Source organism: Vibrio sp. 10N.237.312.B06, assembly GCF_041464685.1.
Taxonomy (GTDB): domain Bacteria; phylum Pseudomonadota; class Gammaproteobacteria; order Enterobacterales; family Vibrionaceae; genus Vibrio; species Vibrio tasmaniensis_A.
The window spans coordinates 9,847-26,098 of sequence record NZ_JBFSPI010000036.1; the positions used below are offsets into that span (position 1 = coordinate 9,847).

Below are 16,252 nucleotides of genomic sequence, written 5' to 3' on the forward strand. Positions count from 1 at the left end.
CACAGAAAGAAGTAAAGCCTTTAGCTAGTTCGTTATTTCGCAGCAAGAGCTAAAGGCTTTAATGTTGGAGTGATGTTCAAAAGACAGCTACTCAGAAGCGCTCAGAACCTCTTGGGCTCGTTCAAAGTCGTAATTATCTAACGCACTTTGGACATCTTTAAGAACTGCTGAATGTGGATACTGTGCCAGTAATTCAGTCACGTATTGGGTCGCATCGTTATCATAAGCATCCAACAGCGAATACAACTTAGCACGCTGCTCTTGAGTGATATTAGGCGAATTCGATGCATCAGCGCTTCTCACCTCAGTTTCTTGAGTACATGCCGTTTCAACACCTTGAGCACCAGAGCCATCAAAGCTGCTCTCTACCGTTTTGATCAATTCGATTAACCCAAGCTCAGCTTGTTTAAGATCCTGCTCATCACACGCCTTGTTATGCGCTTTGCTTTCAAGACCACCGAGTTGTTCAGCCAATTGCAACCCGCCAATAGAAGCCGCCATGCTTTTTAACGTATGTAGGTTCCGATCTAACGTCACCCATTCATCTTGCACTAGGTTGTCGAAGGTATCCGACATAATGTCAGGCGCCCCTTGGCAGAATCTACCAAGCATCTTGTCTTGCAGCTTCACATCATGATGAGTCAGCTGACCGAACCTTGGCAATGAGAAAACAGGGAGAACCATCAGAGTATCAGAGCTTAATGTCGGACTGTTAGAGCTGCTATTTTGCATCCTAACTAAAGGCGACTCTGATGACGCTTTACCCTCAACCAAAACCTCTGGCACGATGTATTTCGTAATCAAAGAGGTGGCTTTATCGATGATAATGGGCTTATCCAAGAAGTCCGTGACTCCAGCCTCTCGCGCTCGCTGTTTCGCATCAGCAAACACATTAGCCGACATCGCAATAATTGGTACATCTTTATCAAACTCACGAATCAAACGTGTAGCTTCGAAACCATCCATAATCGGCATTTGCAGGTCCATAAAGATCATCTCATATTCATTGCTTTGAGCTAACTCCAGTGCCTCTTTTCCATTCTCTGCCAAGTCGGCATTCAGATTAGAGCGGGTGAAGAATGCCAAAGCTAAATCTTGATTTAACTCATTATCTTCAACTAGCAACACCCTTTGACCTTTGAACTCTATCTGGTAATCCAGTTGCAGCTCTTGGGCTTTAAACTCTGCCAATTCTTCAACGCTTGATCTTGGCAATGTTAGAACAAACGAAAACTCGCTGCCTTGCCCGAAAACACTCTCAACACTAATTTGGCCACCCATTGCACGAATCAATTTCTGGCTAATATTGAGTCCTAACCCTGTGCCACCGAATCGGCGCGTGGTTGTACTATCGGCTTGGCTAAATGCTTCAAAGAGCTTGTGTAGATTCTCATCAGAAATTCCTATGCCAGTATCGGCCACCATCACCTTCATAGTCAGACTGTTATCATCTGATTCAACAAGGGCTACAGTTAACGAGACACTGCCAGTTTCCGTAAACTTAATCGCATTACCAACAAGGTTAAGTATTACTTGGAACAGCCTTAATGGGTCACCAATCAACGGAGTGTTTAACTCTGGATCTATCGACATAGACAAGTTAAGTTGCTTCTCATTCGCTTTGGGTTCCATCAACTCAATGACATCTTGGAATGTCGTCACGGGATAAAATGGGATGCTATCAATGACAAGCTGTCCCGCCTCTATCTTAGAGAAGTCGAGGATGTCATTAATGATGCTTAACAGTGAATGCCCCGAACGGTGCACTTTCTCAATATAGTTTCGAGCAACAGGATTAGATATTTCGCCAATCGCCAGGTAAGACAAACCAATAATAGCGTTCATTGGCGTTCTAATTTCATGGCTCATATTGGCTAAGAATTCCGATTTAGCTTGGCTCGCCAAATCGGCCCTCTGTTTCTCTTCTTCTAATTGCTCATTAAGGCGCTTCATTTCTGAAATATCGAATGCCCAAAATAGCGTGGCTATCTCGCCATCTAGCTCAAACAAATAATAGCTGACGAGCGCAACGAAACGGGTTCCATCAGATTTTCTAAGCACCAACTCCCGGTTTACTACCTTGCCATTGAGCATTAGCTCCTTATGTACATCATCCCGAACGGATAAAGAGTCATGAATAGAAGCTACATCGATAGAATCAAGATCAAGACCTTCAACCCCAAACAGCCGTTTCGCAGTATCGTTGGCATAACGAACTTTCTCTTCAAACACAACACTCGCGGCGATAGGAGAGCTGTTAAGCATATTGTAGAGCTGCTCCTGAGCCTTCTTAAGCGCCTCTGTTGCATCATTGGCAATGCTTATTTGTTTCGAGAGTTTTCGATTCCAGAAAACGATAAGTAAAACGATCACCAAAGCAAAACCTGAAATGGTATAAACCAATTCATAGTCAACTCTTTCTATCGCTTTTGGCGCTGCCCACTTCGCCGATATCTTTTGACGTTCTTCAGCAGAAATGCTCTCAATCGCCTTATTCACAATGGAATAAAGCAAAGGTTCAGACTTAATGACGTGTAAGGTTGGAGAAAGGAAAAAATCAAGTCGTCCGATAATTCCGACCTCACGATGACCAAATGAATCAATGAGGTAGTTTAGGACTTCGACAGTATCGATCATGCCATCTAGGGTTTCATCATCCAGTCGGTTAAGCCCATCTTCAGTGGATTCTACTTTCACCCATTCAATATTCGGGTATTTCCCGACAATCGCATCGGTATTTGCTGCGTTCTTCAAGATACCGATTTTCCATCCTTCAGCTTCCTCAAGCACCAAGCTACTTATGTCTCGTCTCGATGCAATAGCTAAACGGCTTGAAAACAGGCTCTTGACTGCTTTGACGTTGTCTCCTAACGAACGGTTCTCTTGTGCTGCGGAGACCAGTTCTACTTCATGATGATCAACCAAGCTTCGGGTCTCAGACCAACTTGCAACGTCTACATGGTTGATACTTAACCCTGTTTTCTGCTCAATGAGCGTTAGGTAATCGTCAATCATACCGATGTATTCACCGGTATTGGATACCGCCTCATAAGGCAACGAATTTGGATCGATACCTATCCGAACATCCGGATTGTCTTTGATCCACTTCCTCTCTTTTTGGCTTAGATTTAAGATCTCTCCAGTCAAATTACTCGCTTGATAAACATCCGCAATATAGCGTTTCGCCGCATCTCCGAATGAACTAAATTGTTCGACTGATGGAAAATAAACATGGTTCCGCTCTAACGACTGAACATCAAAGTAGAAAGTCATCGAACCAGAATTGGTGCTCCCTCCTTTGGTTCGATAATTTGCGACCTTGGTGACTGATGAAAAGTGAGAGGTGTTTTTCTTCTCTCCATATTCATCAACTAGGTTACCGATGTACCAAGATTTGATTGGACGATTACTATTATCCGCCTGTGCAGTGATCACCTGAAATGAACTGTCCGTATCGAAAATTTCAAAAACTTCGGTTAACTCTTCAAAGCGGTCATTGACGATAAAATACGCGGATATTTGCGCTATGATATTCGCCTTTTTAAGCACTTGGCTTAGATCATTCTGAACCTGCATCTCGATAATTTGGCTTAAACCGTCATCGGCCTGTTTAAGGTTGTTAATCGCGGCATTGAAGCTGTCTCTGATTTCCTCACTCTTAAAATCAACATAGATCGGATACTCAACTTTATACTCGTCATGTAACGTTAGCTCTGCCATTTCAATAAAACGAGTATTGGTGATAAACCACTCCAGAACCCTTCGTTCAACCATTAACAGGTCAACATTTTGAGCCCTCAATTGTGAGAATGCCGATTCAAGACCTTCGTAATCTTCGACACGACCAATGTCTAACTTACCCTTCAGTACTTCAACAGAATTTTTAATTGGTGAGGTCTCGTCGAACAATAACGCCCCTAGTGATAGGTCGTTCTGAGATTCAAGTTTGAGCTTGCGGCGAGTCAGTGAAACAGGAACAAACTCAACATTAAGAACTTTATCACTTAGGAAATGAGCATTAGGATCATCAAACTGAACGCCAGAAACAAAGGCAATAGAATTATTGTTGTCGATGGCCTTTCTAGCGGCACTAGGAGGAAGAGTGACAACGTCACCCAGCTTATACCCCATATCATTAAGAGCACGTTGAATAATGTCGTGTTCTAGCCCGACCGCAGTGCTATCTGGGTACATATACGGAGGGTTACCAAAACCGAACACGCCTTTGAGTGGCACTCGATAAGGGGAGCTACCTAGCCATTTTGATAGAATCTGATTCTTGTTATTAACGTCGAATGTTTCAACCTGTTTGTTGATTAGCGTCAGCAGCTCTGGTTCATCGGTTCGAATGACCATTGATGCTTCTAACCTTTTCCAATGCTCCAAAACATAATTCACCGCAAGATCATGCACGCCAATTTTTTTCGCCAGATCCATAGTGGTGATAGGTTCACCGACCATGCCTTCAACATCACCAGACCCTAACGCACGCACCGCATCAATAACATTCTCAAAATCGACTCTTTCGATAGAGCTCAACCTCACTCCTGCACGCTCCAAGTCTATGTTTTCATTTACCATCGCAATGCGGCGTTTATTATTTTGATCTAGATTTCCATCGAGTTTTTTGTCGATAGGGACTATCACAGCCACCTGATAAGGAATATAGGGATCACTTGCAAGAAAACGTCCACCTTCACTTGGGTCGAACTGTTGGAATGGGAACACGTCGCCTCGCCCATCGACTAACGCCGCTTTGGCCTCGACGCGCGAGTTAACTGTGATAAACCGAACATGGACACCAAAACGCTGTTCAAGATCCAATGTCCAATCTTTGATGATCCCAGAAACCAGCCCGTCGTCATCGATGAATGAGTACGGGTAATGGTCGGAAAGCGCAATAAATGTGATGGTCGGTTGGTTTTCCAACCACTGGTTTAACTTAGCATCGGTCACTTCAGCCGCGTTTACACTGCGAATGACTAGTGACCACACCAATAAGCCAATGATAAGAGATAATACAAAACGATTTAGTGACAACATCAAGCCATCACTCATCGCTAAACTTCGCTTTAATCGCAAGAATCTCGGGCAACTTAAGAAAGAACAGATCAACGATAGTTGGATCAAAATGTTTGCCTTTCTGTTCTTCAAACAAGCTCAGTGCCTCATCGACACTCCAAGCCTTCTTATAAGGACGCTCTGCTGTCAGGGCATCAAACACATCAGCCACCGCAGCGATTCTTCCTACCAAAGGAATTTCTTCACCCGCGATCTGGTTTGGGTAACCGCTGCCATCCCATTTCTCATGATGATATTGCGCCACCTGAATCGCCATACGCATCAGTTTGGAATCACTCTGCCTACCAAGAATTTCAACACCGTACTCGACGTGTTTCTGCATGGTATTCCACTCACCGGCATCCAACTTACCAGGCTTTAGCAGCACACTATCGGGAATGCCAATCTTGCCAATATCATGCATTGGTGCTGCATCACGCAACGTCTCGGCATCTTCGTCAGTCATTCCCAAGGCTTTAGCTAGCACTTCACAGTAGTGACTCATACGCTTAACGTGCATGCCTGTTTCATTGTCTTTAAATTCAGCAGCTCTACCCAGTATGTTCAGTGTTTCTAGCTTACCGAGATTGATCTCTTGAGTTTTCTCTTTTACCTGACTAAACAACGCGCGTTGTTGGTCATAAAGTGCGATATGCGTTTTCACACGCTGGAGTGCAATAGCAGGGGTTATCGGTTTGGTTAGGTAATCTACAGCCCCCAAGGAGAGCCCTTTTACTTCGGCTTCAGGTCCAATTTTGGCAGTAACGAAGATAATGGGGATATGCGCGGTGTTGGGCTGTTCTTTGAGCTGTCTGCAAACTTCATAACCGTCAATATCAGGCATCATGATATCGAGGAGAATGAGGTCTGGCTGAGGCACCATCTTGGCTATCTTGATGCCAATGGTACCGTTAATTGCTACTTTGACTTGATAGGTATCTTTAAGTATTGCAGTCAACACATCCAAATTGCTTGGGGTGTCATCTACGACTAACACTATGGGTTTACGACTCATTGATACCTCGTATAAAAATCAAACAGTTATAAATATAGTGTAGAACGATTTTTAGAGGTTAATCAGAAAAAATAGCAATTGTTTATTGAAAATGAAGAGTAGATCTTCGAGTGACATCAAACCAACGTTTGTCGAAGTATGACCAGTCAATATTACGTCGATTAAGTCATTATAATACAAAGAAAATTATACAGATTACTTTTGAATCCAGACCTTTTATTAACAAAATACAAACTGGCAAAAACAAAAAGAGCTCCTCACTTGGGAGCTCTTTTCACTTAAGTCATTAGAGAATCAAATAGCCTAGCGAACCAATAACCTAACGACCTGAATAATACATACAGATTCGAACACCATCGAACTCACGAATCTCAAATGGGATCTCGTAGATCGACTCCATCACTGACTTTTCAACCACTTCAGAGACCTTGCCCGACTTAACCACTTGGCCCCTCTTCATCGCGACAATGTTATCTGAGTAACAAGAAGCAAAGTTGATGTCGTGAATCACGATAACGACCGCCTTATTAAACTCATGCGCTAGGCGACGTAGCGTCTGCATGATTTCAACCGAGTGTTTAATATCTAGGTTGTTTAGTGGCTCATCCAAGAACACATAATCCGTATCTTGCGCCACAACCATCGCGATAAACGCCATTTGACGCTGACCACCACTCAATTCATCAAGGTATCTGTTTTGGATATCGGTAATGCCAAGGTGCTCTAGCGCTGTATCGACGATCTTATGATCTTCGTCTTTCAAGCGACCTTGAGAATGCGGAAAACGCCCAAAACAGACCAACTCACGAATCGTAAATCGCATATTGATGTTGTTTGATTGTCTTAACACAGCAAGGTGCTTCGCAAGCTCTTTGGTATCCCATTCAGCCAGTAATTTATCGCCAATAACGACCTCGCCCGCATCACTTTCGGTTAAGCGACTCGCCATAGAAAGCAGAGTACTTTTACCCGCACCATTTGGGCCAATGATAGAAGTCACTTCCCCTTTCGGGAACATGGCACTGGCATCATCCACCACAAGTGTCTTGCCATACTTCTTACTCAAACCTGTTAATTTAATCACTACTTATTACCTTTACTGAATTCTGGTGCGTAACAACAAGAACATAAAATACAAACCGCCGACCAAGTTAATGATCACGCTCACAGTGGTTTCAAACGCCATTACTTTTTCAATGAACCATTGGCCTGAAACCAATAGAACGACCGCTAACAAACTGCTCGCGATGATAAGCACACGATGTTGATAAGATTTGAATATCTGACGAGCTAAGCTCACGGTGATTAAACCAAAGAACAACACAGGGCCAACCAAAGCAGTCGATACCGCGACCATCACTGACACAATCACCAAAGTAATCTGAGTCAGTCGCTTGGTGTTCACACCCAAGCTTGTTGCGTTATCAATACCAAGCCAAAGCACATCAAGCTTGGGAGCCAACAACCACAGGCCAAGCAAGCTCAAACCCAGTGGAATAAGGCTGAGGTAAACCAGTTCACCTTTCACGTTATTGAAGCTCGCGAACATCACATTTTGCAGCACGGCAAACTCGTTCGGGTCAATCAACATCGCAAGGAAGTTAGCCAAGCTTGAGAATACGCTGCCGCACACAATACCAATCAATAACAGCGTAAATACGTTATTTCGCTTGCTCTTGAAGTAAAAATGGAACAGCGCAAACGAGAACAAGATCATCACAGTCACAGACAATGAAAAGTTTGCGATTGAATCAATCACCCAGAAACTGGTACTGCCAAACACAAACAGAAGCACCGTTTGAACCAGCATATACAGACTGTCAAAGCCCAAGATGGATGGGGTTAGAATTCGATTATTAGTGATGGTTTGGAAAACCAATGACGATGCAGAAATCGCCACCGCAGCCAACACAATCGACAGCAGTTTGGGTAGTCGCAAAGACAAGAAGAACTCGTAGTTATCCCACGTAAGTCCCTGCCCCACAAATACTGCCGCCATACCCAAAGACGCGATAGCCAGAATCGCAATTTTTACTGAATCACGCATTCGACTTGTCTCTCATGATCAGGTAGATAAAAATCAAGCCGCCAAAGACACTGATTACCATTGAGATTGGAATCTCGTAAGGGAAGATAACGACTCGAGCCAACAAGTCGCAGGTCAATACCAAGATCACGCCCCAGTAGGCTGTCCAAGGCAGAATTTTCTTCATGTTATCGCCCATCATCAACGACACGATATTCGGCACGATAAGGCCAAGAAATGGGATAACACCAACGATCATCACCACTGAAGAGGCGCAGATAGCAACCAATGCAACACCAATGAAGACGATCTTCTGATAATTGAGGCCAATGTTTTTTGCGAAGCTTTCACCAATACTTGCCGCACTGAACTGACTCGCAAAGTAATAAGCCAACACACATGCAGGAACCGCGAGGTAAAGGATTTCATAGCTGCCTTGCAATACACTCGCAAAGTTCGCCATCGTCCAAGCCGACATGGTTTGTACTAAATCGTATTTGTAAGCGATAAAGGTTGTTAGAGATGAGACAACGTTGCCATACATGATGCCAATCAAAGGTACCAACACCGCATTCTTGAACTTCAAGTGTTGTAGAAAGCGGACCAATAGCATGGTGCCTAACACCGCAAACGCAAAGATAAAGCCTAAGTAGCTCCATTGAGCGGCATTACCCAGCACCAGAATACCGACGATGTACCCCAACATGGCGCAATCAATCGGGCCCATCGTAGAAGGTGCAGCAAACTTATTCTGAACAATCTGTTGCATTATCAAGCCAGCAACACTCAAGCCGGCACCGGCAAGCACAATCGCGAACAGTCGAGGGATCCGACTAACAACATAAATAGAGTTGGCGTGTTGGTTGCCATTGAAAAAATCGCTAAAACTGATCTCAGCGACTCCAATCATTAATGACGCAACGCATAACACAACAAGAAATACAGCAGCTGCAATGGGTTTCAACATAGAAGTAATACTAAAGGTAGGATCGGGGAGACCGTATAAAAAAGTGAAAAAGGGCTTATAAGAACACTCTTATAAGCCCGAGAATCTGATGACTAGTAACTATTGAATCGTACGTTCAATGTCGCCAAGCATTCTGTGAATCGCTGTTACGCCGCCACCTACCAGATACCAAGCACTTGAATCAAGGTAAACGATGTTGCCTTGCTGCGCTGCAGGTGTTGCTGCAACCAGTGGGTTGTCAAACAGCTGTTGTGCGCGCCCTTCTGACTTACCGATCGCTTTTTCGCGGTCAAGTACGTAAAGCACTTCAGGTTTTGCGTCAGCAATATATTCAAACGAGATTAGATTACCGTGATTCCCTTTAATCGGAGCTACTGTCGCACTCTTTGACTCCACAAAGCCAAAGTCATCAAAGATGATTGAGAAGCGACTGCCCTTATTGAACATCGCAATGTTGTTGCCGTTGTTCATTAGCATCATTGCTGACGTTTCGTCAGACGCGACTTTGTCGTTAACCGCCGTGATAGAAGCTTGAGTCTCTTTAATGAGCGCTTCTACTTTAGCTTGCTTACCAAAGAGCTTGCCTAGCGCGCGCCAGTTTTGCTGAGCATCAGCCCAGTATTTGTCACCTTCAATAGAGAACATGATGGTCGGAGCTATTTTTTCTAGTTGATCGTAAACCTTAAGCATACGGTTTTCGGCAATGATGATGTCAGGCTTCAGCATGTAGATAGCTTCAAAATCAGGTTCACTCAATGAGCCCGTATTTGCCGTCGTATCTTTGTACGAAGCTAGGTAGTCAGGCATTAGGCTGTGAGGCGCGCCAACTGGCTGTATACCAATCTGATCAAGCACATCCAAGCTACCAAAGCCAAGTACTACAACGCGCTGTGGTACTTCGGTAAACTGCACCGTGCCCTTTACGTGTTCAATAGTGATTGTTTCCGCTTGAGCGGTCATTATCAATGATGATGCAAGAGCGATAGCAAGCCCACCCAATAACTGACGAACTGAATTGATTGTTTTCTTCATGTGTCTTCCTTTGCCAAGGATACAAACCACCACTCATGACAATAAAAGTCACATTACTCATAGATGAGCATGGGGCGTACACAACGGCTAAATAACGATAATTTAAAGTCTGTCATTGCTTTGACAACAAACTTGTAACGCAAGTGAGAACTATTATAAATTATGTTTGCGTTAAATTAGCGACACAACAACTTTATTATTCAGAAATGTAAAAGTGAGTATTCATGTTTTGCGTAGTCGGGAGATATATTAGGAATCAAAAATAGCAAAAAGCGCGAAGAGGAAAATGATCATCAATCTGAAGAAAAAACCTGATGGGGGAAAGTGTCCGAAAAACCTGTAATTACAACGCTAAACCTCCTAATTACAACGCTAAACCTCAGAGTCACAAATTGTAATTTACAATGTAAAGACCAAATATAATAGACACTTAACCACCACTAAATTAATACCTCAATTAAAACCACCAATGACAAAGAATACGAAGCGGTGCAAAACCGATCCTCAGTCAGATACCTTGGTCAATCCCCTGTCCTTCGTTCATTTAACTATCAATAAGCGACGGCAAATCATTCAAAAATATTTTTAAATTTAATTAGAAATAGGGTTGTAATTTAAAAAACTAGGCGTATAGTTCGCCACCTGGCTCTAATCTATAGAGCTGTTAATGCTAAAGTAAGTCCAAGTTCCACATAGACAGTTCTCGATTCCCTCGTTACACCATCTCTGCGTCAGCTTTCACCCAGATAGTCATTCAATAGCTTTTAAATCAGATCCCACTACCGTTCTATTCGTCATTTGCTTTCTTTTTAGCGAATTCAAAATAGATCGATCACTTAAATACAAATGTAATAAACACAAGGCACAGTTATGTCACGCAGAACAACACGACAAACCCATTGGTACCAACTATCACGCGAAAAAACAGTCAATAAACTAAAAGGTAATAAATGCTCAAGATTAAAATAGACTTACACAAAGAAGATATTTCATGGGTCACCGAGATTCGACAGCTCAATAGCGATATACTCCACCGCCACATATTGCCCAAGCTACAACATCACAGTTATCTCATCGACTTTGAATTTAATGAACGAGAAAGCATCGGAACTATCGTTTCAGGCAACGGAAACACCCTAGGACATTTCACACTCCTATAGCATTTCCCATAGGCTACAAAAGAAACACCATCTAGTCCCAAAGATGTAAAAGATGTCACCCTCAATTCGCTCTAGCAGAACAAAATAGAGTAGAAGTAAAACAGATCAGAAACCTAGCCCTTTTTGCATTTCACACGCGGCTAACGCTAGCTAGGTTATCGTGCTTCTATTGAAACCAACTTATATCAAACTCTGAATCACCAATGAGTCATTATCATTGCATTCATGGACTAATAAGTTAACGGCATCGACCTTAACTTTTGATCAAGAGTATATAAGTGTTCTGCAGCTTGCATGTGTTGAGGGTAATCGCTGAATTTCTCACGATTCTCCTCATTCATCTTACATGTCTCATCCACCAGCATTAACTTCCAATACAGCTTTGTTGTATGCAGCATCGCCAGTAAAGGTTTGAACACCTCTTTCTCATAAGCTTGAATCAACTCTTCAATCAACTCGTCACGTTCGTCTTCACTTGCGATTGAACCTTCGGTTGCCGACAACACTTTTTGATACTTCAGGTTTTGTTGCAGCTTATCCATCACCGTTTGGTTTTCTTCCGCTAACTCAACAAGCTTCGACTTAATAATGTTCACCCAATTCTCTTGGCTCAGTACTGTGCCATCAACACTGTTAAAGTCTTCTCGTATCTGTCGTTCAACACCTTTTTGAGCTTTCTTTAAAACCGCACGCACCTTTTGAAAAGGCAGCTGATATTCCTTACTTAGATCGATAATCAGTTTATGAAAACCACCATTTGGAAGGTGTAAGTTTTCTTTAAACGTCGCCATTGCAGCTTCTTGCTGATCGGTAAGGTGAGTCATTCTGTTTCCTATTCTTTATCACTTATGGTGCTGAGCCCGCGATCATACCACTATATAACCTCGTTTTTTCGGTAACTTGATAGGTTATATCTAGGTGCGTACTTAAATTCTCTCAATACGTTATCTTTTGGTTACTTATTAATCCATATGGCGTTAAATGGTAAAACTGATCATCGATTAAAATCCATACTACACCTGTTCCAACAAAACAGACTTCTAACTTATACAGGTACTTAAATGAAAAAGATTGCACTTAAGATTGAGACTGTGCAAGTCGAATGCTCACCAAGCTCGCGACCATGATGGCTAAATAGAAACTGCCGATAATGGACTCCATGAACACAAAGAATTGAGCAATAGGCAAAGCGGGTGAAATGTCACCATAGCCCACCGTAGTCAAAGTGATAAAGCTAAAGTACATCGCATTGAACAAGTTGGTCAGCCAGATTTGCTCTTCTAACCCGTTAAAGGCATTCGGAAAGATTTCTAAAATCAACAAGTAGATAGTCGACCAAGCGAACCCTAACAACAAGTAAATACAGATTGAACCGATAATGTGATTGGGCGTCACCGTTTTTGCTTTCATCACCTGTTTGAGAGCGGAATAAATGTGTGAGAACAGAAACACCGCCAATGCCGTTAACGTCACTATCGAAAGGTTATAGTCCTCCAAAAACGAGAATACCCCCGACACCGTAGCGGTTATCAATAGCAGACCATACCAAGAGCGATACAAGGCTCGCTCTTTATGTATGCCCACAATCGAAACAGCCAAAGTAATAATGATCAAAAATAGAATGGTCTTTTGACCTTGCGGATAAAACTGCTGCATCACCGCGCAACCAAAAAACAACACCAACAGTGCATAGAATAAGAAGTAGAAGTTGTCGTCTTTAGAGACTGGCTTCATCTATTTTCCCTCTGCCCCTGCTGGTTTTTTCTCAGTTTCTTCTTGGTTTTTATCTTCAAGTCCAAGCCATGCCATCATCAGCTCATAGCTTAAACTCAGTATCACAGCACCAACAAACAGACCAACGATTCCTGACATCGCCATTCCACCCAACGCACCCAGTAGAATAACCAACATTGGGATATGAGAGCCGCGGCTCAATAGCATCGGTTTCAAAATAGCGTCACTGCCACTGACCAAAATACACCATACTAAGAACAGGCTCGCCGCTAGCGTCGATTCAACACTGAACATGTAAATAATTGCAGGCAATAAAGCAAGAATCGGCGGAAGTTGAATAATTGCAATGAGCAGAACAGCTAATGCCCAAAACGCAGCCGCAGGAACGCCAGCAATCACTAAACCAATTGCTGACATAATGGATTGAATCACAGCAACACCTATCACACCCTGCACGACACTACGTACCGTTGATTTAGATAACTGTACCAACTCTTCACCTTTACCATCGGTTAGGCGAGCCACTAAGTGAGTGACCCCTGTTTGGCACTTATCGGCGGTACTCATAAATGCGCCAGCAATGATGGTAGAAATAATAAACTGAATAAACCCACCGCCGAGAGAGCCTAAAACAGAAGCAGCTTTCGTCGCAAACTGTTTCAGTTCGTCAGCATACTTTATGAACGTGCCTTCAATATTATTGGAGGCAGCTACCAAGGTTGAATATACCTTCTCCCCAATGAACGGAATATCTTGTAAAGACTCTTTCGGTTTAGGCAATGACAATGTGCCGTCTTGAAACCCTGTCATCAGATCAGAAGCGCTGGTGTAGATACCAGAAGAAAGCGCCGCCAAAGGAATAAACAAAAGAATCACACCAATAAAGCTCAGCAATGCACTGGCTTTACCCTTCGACATCCCCGTTTTGTTTGAAATTGCGACAGCGACTGGATAGAGCGCAGTCGCAATGATCGCCCCCCAAATAACCAATAGAATGAATGGGCGTAAAATCGCAAAACACCAGTAGACGAGCATAGCAATCGCTGCAATTTTAATGGCAGCGTCTATCGCCTGTTTTGAAAAATCGTCGGATAACTTCATAAGACGTCCTTGTTAGACAAAATTAATGCTGATTTTGTAGAAACTTCCAATTCCGAGTTTCTAGAAATAAAGAGGCCAAAATCATATATATGCCAATTAGCAATAATTGGAATATGCGAATAAAAGTGTTGCTATCGATATCGCCGGAGCTCATCAATGTGCTACCGACAAGTACTAGCAAGGTACTAAATGCAGTGGCGAAAATCGGTGCTTTTTCGGGAACCGTGTAGATCTTCTTAGCAATCACAATAGCGACCAAGCCTATGAATAAAGAGTAGAAGATAATATTCGGAACAATCGAAAGGATTGAAAAAGCCGCTATCGCAAGCAAGCCACCAATGCCATTGCTGATCACCAGAAATGCACTTAATTTGACTGATTTTTCTGAAGTAATCATTAACGATAACAACGCAATAAACATCATGGTTAACAATGCTTCAGATATCTGAAAAATAAAGAAAAAGCACACAACGGGATAAGAGATAATCATCGCACGGAAAGCCGCATACCAGCGCTCTGTCTTATTGAAAGGTACCAACGCAAAGCCAGAGAACTCCGACTTAGGTTCAGGGAAGAAGACATGAACCAGCGCAAAAATAGTCACCGACACTACACCAGAAGTCGCTAAACCTGATGCCAACAATACAGAGACTCCGGGGTTATCAATCGCCATAAAAGGCAGCATCAAAACAGCAATCAACAGTATGGTGGCGAACAGATTCCATTTAGGGTCTACAAACAAGTAGTAACCCCAAAGCATCATTAGCCCCACTAAAATCAGTAGTGGGATCGGGTAATGGGTAATTCCTCGCGACAGCAATAAACCTAACCCCATGGTGACAACAACAGCCAATAACAATTCGTAGACCGTTTCCTTATGGAGGTTTGGTTTATCAATTAAGAACTTAGCAGTGAACACTGGCGCCACAAACGCAAGTGGCCAGTTTATCCATGCCGCCAAGAAAACAGCCAACGTGACCCCTACGGTAAACCGCAGGATCCGTTGCTGTGTTTGTTGGTCAGGAATCGGCTTATCGGACATAAGACAATACGCTAATCAGACGAATCCATACTTTGCCTATCGCGTTGAACACAAAGTTATCGCCGCTATAAACAATCACATCCGCTTGGCCACCCACTCGGAGCATGCCTGTCACTTCTTCATTATCAAATTCAATGGTGATAGGAAGCATCTGTGTTTGGCGCAACCAACCCGTTTGTTGACTAGCTTGCGCAAGCTTACCTGCTTGATCATTTTGCCCCCAATCAACCCCCCAATCGATGCTACTCACTCGCCCTTTCACGATTTGTCCTGGAGCGAAATCCAATGCCACTTCCACTTCATCACCGACGGTTACGTTACCAAGGCTATTTTCACGATAATAAGCTTCAATCCAGATATCTTCCGTCGAAACAAAAGTCATGATCGGTTGACCTGCTGATGCGTAAAAACCCTCAGAAAGGCTAAAGTTAGAAACGCCACCTTGTGTGGGTGCTGTAATCACGGTGCGCTCTAGGTTCAACTGTGCCTGTTCAAGTGCTAACAACGCCGCTTTCACTTGGCTATTTTCCTGACCTTCTTTACCCATTTGTTTCTTAGCACGGTCAAGGTCAGCTTCTGCATTGACAACCGCCGCTCGAGACGTTGCTAATGCGGCTCTCGCTTTATCTGCATCTGATTTAGAAACCACACCTTTATCAGCCATCTCTAAAACACGCTTGGCTTGTAGCTTGGTGTTTTGTCTTTCAACAATCGCTGAAGTGAGTTTCGCTTGCGCTGAAGCAATACTCGCGGTTTGAGCACCGACATTTTGGCCTGCAATCTCTAAATTTTGCTCGGCTTGTTGTACTGCAATTTTGTAATCAGACTCATCTAAAATAGCTAACTTGTCACCTTGATTAACCAGTTGGTTTGGTTGAACCAGTATATCGAGCACTTTACCCGACACCTCAGGCTTGATTGGAACGATATAACCTTTTACACGAGCATTATCAGTAATAGGGATGATGCGGTCTGAAATGACACTGAAGAGCAACATGAATGCAACAAACAACAATAGGTAGTTTGTGACCTTTCTTACTTTGTCTTTTCCGTTTTCTTGCTGGCCAACTTCTTCATTGGCTTCTTGCTTATTCCCTTTGGCTTCTGACATGGG

Annotated in this window: 12 protein-coding genes; 1 reads left to right on the top strand and 11 read right to left on the bottom strand. The window is 43.1% G+C overall.

Going from position 1 to position 16,252, the window contains the following annotated elements; translation table 11 throughout:
- Positions 1 to 87: 87 nt before the first annotated feature.
- The 6 genes from AB6C75_RS11640 to AB6C75_RS11665 all read right to left on the bottom strand — a co-directional run bounded on the left by AB6C75_RS11640 (position 88) and on the right by AB6C75_RS11665 (position 10,101).
- Positions 88 to 5,058: an ATP-binding protein gene (locus AB6C75_RS11640; RefSeq protein ID WP_372107830.1), complete on the bottom strand. Its 4,971-nt coding sequence runs from the start codon at positions 5,056 to 5,058 to the stop codon at positions 88 to 90.
- Positions 5,051 to 6,076: an HD domain-containing phosphohydrolase gene (locus AB6C75_RS11645; protein ID WP_372107831.1), complete on the bottom strand. Its 1,026-nt coding sequence runs from the start codon at positions 6,074 to 6,076 to the stop codon at positions 5,051 to 5,053. Before AB6C75_RS11645 ends, AB6C75_RS11640 begins: the two co-directional genes overlap by 8 nt.
- A 319-nt stretch (positions 6,077 to 6,395) precedes the next feature.
- Positions 6,396 to 7,160: an ABC transporter ATP-binding protein gene (locus AB6C75_RS11650; RefSeq protein WP_102257601.1), complete on the bottom strand. Its 765-nt coding sequence runs from the start codon at positions 7,158 to 7,160 to the stop codon at positions 6,396 to 6,398.
- Between the two features lie 12 nt (positions 7,161 to 7,172).
- Positions 7,173 to 8,123 (bottom strand): iron chelate uptake ABC transporter family permease subunit, encoded by a 951-nt coding sequence (locus AB6C75_RS11655; protein ID WP_009844853.1) that lies wholly within the window; start codon positions 8,121 to 8,123, stop codon positions 7,173 to 7,175.
- A complete protein-coding gene (locus tag AB6C75_RS11660; protein WP_372107832.1) occupies positions 8,116 to 9,069 on the bottom strand; it encodes an ABC transporter permease in 954 nt (317 codons plus the stop codon). The genes AB6C75_RS11655 and AB6C75_RS11660 overlap by 8 nt, the downstream gene beginning before the upstream one ends.
- Before the next feature lie 99 nt (positions 9,070 to 9,168).
- On the bottom strand, positions 9,169 to 10,101 hold the full coding sequence (locus AB6C75_RS11665) for a siderophore ABC transporter substrate-binding protein (protein ID WP_372107833.1): 933 nt from the start codon (positions 10,099 to 10,101) through the stop codon (positions 9,169 to 9,171).
- A 950-nt stretch (positions 10,102 to 11,051) separates the two neighbouring features.
- Between AB6C75_RS11665 and AB6C75_RS11670 the strand changes: the two genes are divergently transcribed.
- Positions 11,052 to 11,261, top strand: coding sequence for a hypothetical protein (locus tag AB6C75_RS11670; protein ID WP_372107834.1), 210 nt, complete (start codon positions 11,052 to 11,054; stop codon positions 11,259 to 11,261).
- A 230-nt stretch (positions 11,262 to 11,491) separates the two neighbouring features.
- Here AB6C75_RS11670 and AB6C75_RS11675 read toward each other — a convergent pair whose 3' ends face one another.
- The 5 genes from AB6C75_RS11675 to AB6C75_RS11695 form a co-directional block, all read right to left on the bottom strand.
- Entirely contained in the window at positions 11,492 to 12,085 is a 594-nt protein-coding gene (locus AB6C75_RS11675; protein ID WP_269335063.1) for a hypothetical protein, read from the bottom strand.
- 253 nt (positions 12,086 to 12,338) lie between these two features.
- Positions 12,339 to 12,995 carry a potassium channel family protein gene (locus tag AB6C75_RS11680; protein WP_017096360.1) on the bottom strand — a complete coding sequence of 219 codons (657 nt, stop codon included), beginning with the start codon at positions 12,993 to 12,995 and terminating at the stop codon, positions 12,339 to 12,341.
- Complete coding sequence (locus AB6C75_RS11685; protein ID WP_372107835.1) at positions 12,996 to 14,096, bottom strand: AI-2E family transporter; 1,101 nt, start codon at positions 14,094 to 14,096, stop codon at positions 12,996 to 12,998.
- 22 nt (positions 14,097 to 14,118) lie between these two features.
- A complete protein-coding gene (locus AB6C75_RS11690) occupies positions 14,119 to 15,138 on the bottom strand; it encodes a DUF2955 domain-containing protein (RefSeq protein ID WP_372107836.1) in 1,020 nt (339 codons plus the stop codon).
- Positions 15,128 to 16,249, bottom strand: a complete 1,122-nt coding sequence (locus AB6C75_RS11695; RefSeq protein ID WP_372107837.1) for an HlyD family secretion protein — start codon at positions 16,247 to 16,249, stop codon at positions 15,128 to 15,130. The genes AB6C75_RS11690 and AB6C75_RS11695 overlap by 11 nt, the downstream gene beginning before the upstream one ends.
- Between the last annotated feature and the right edge of the window lie 3 nt (positions 16,250 to 16,252).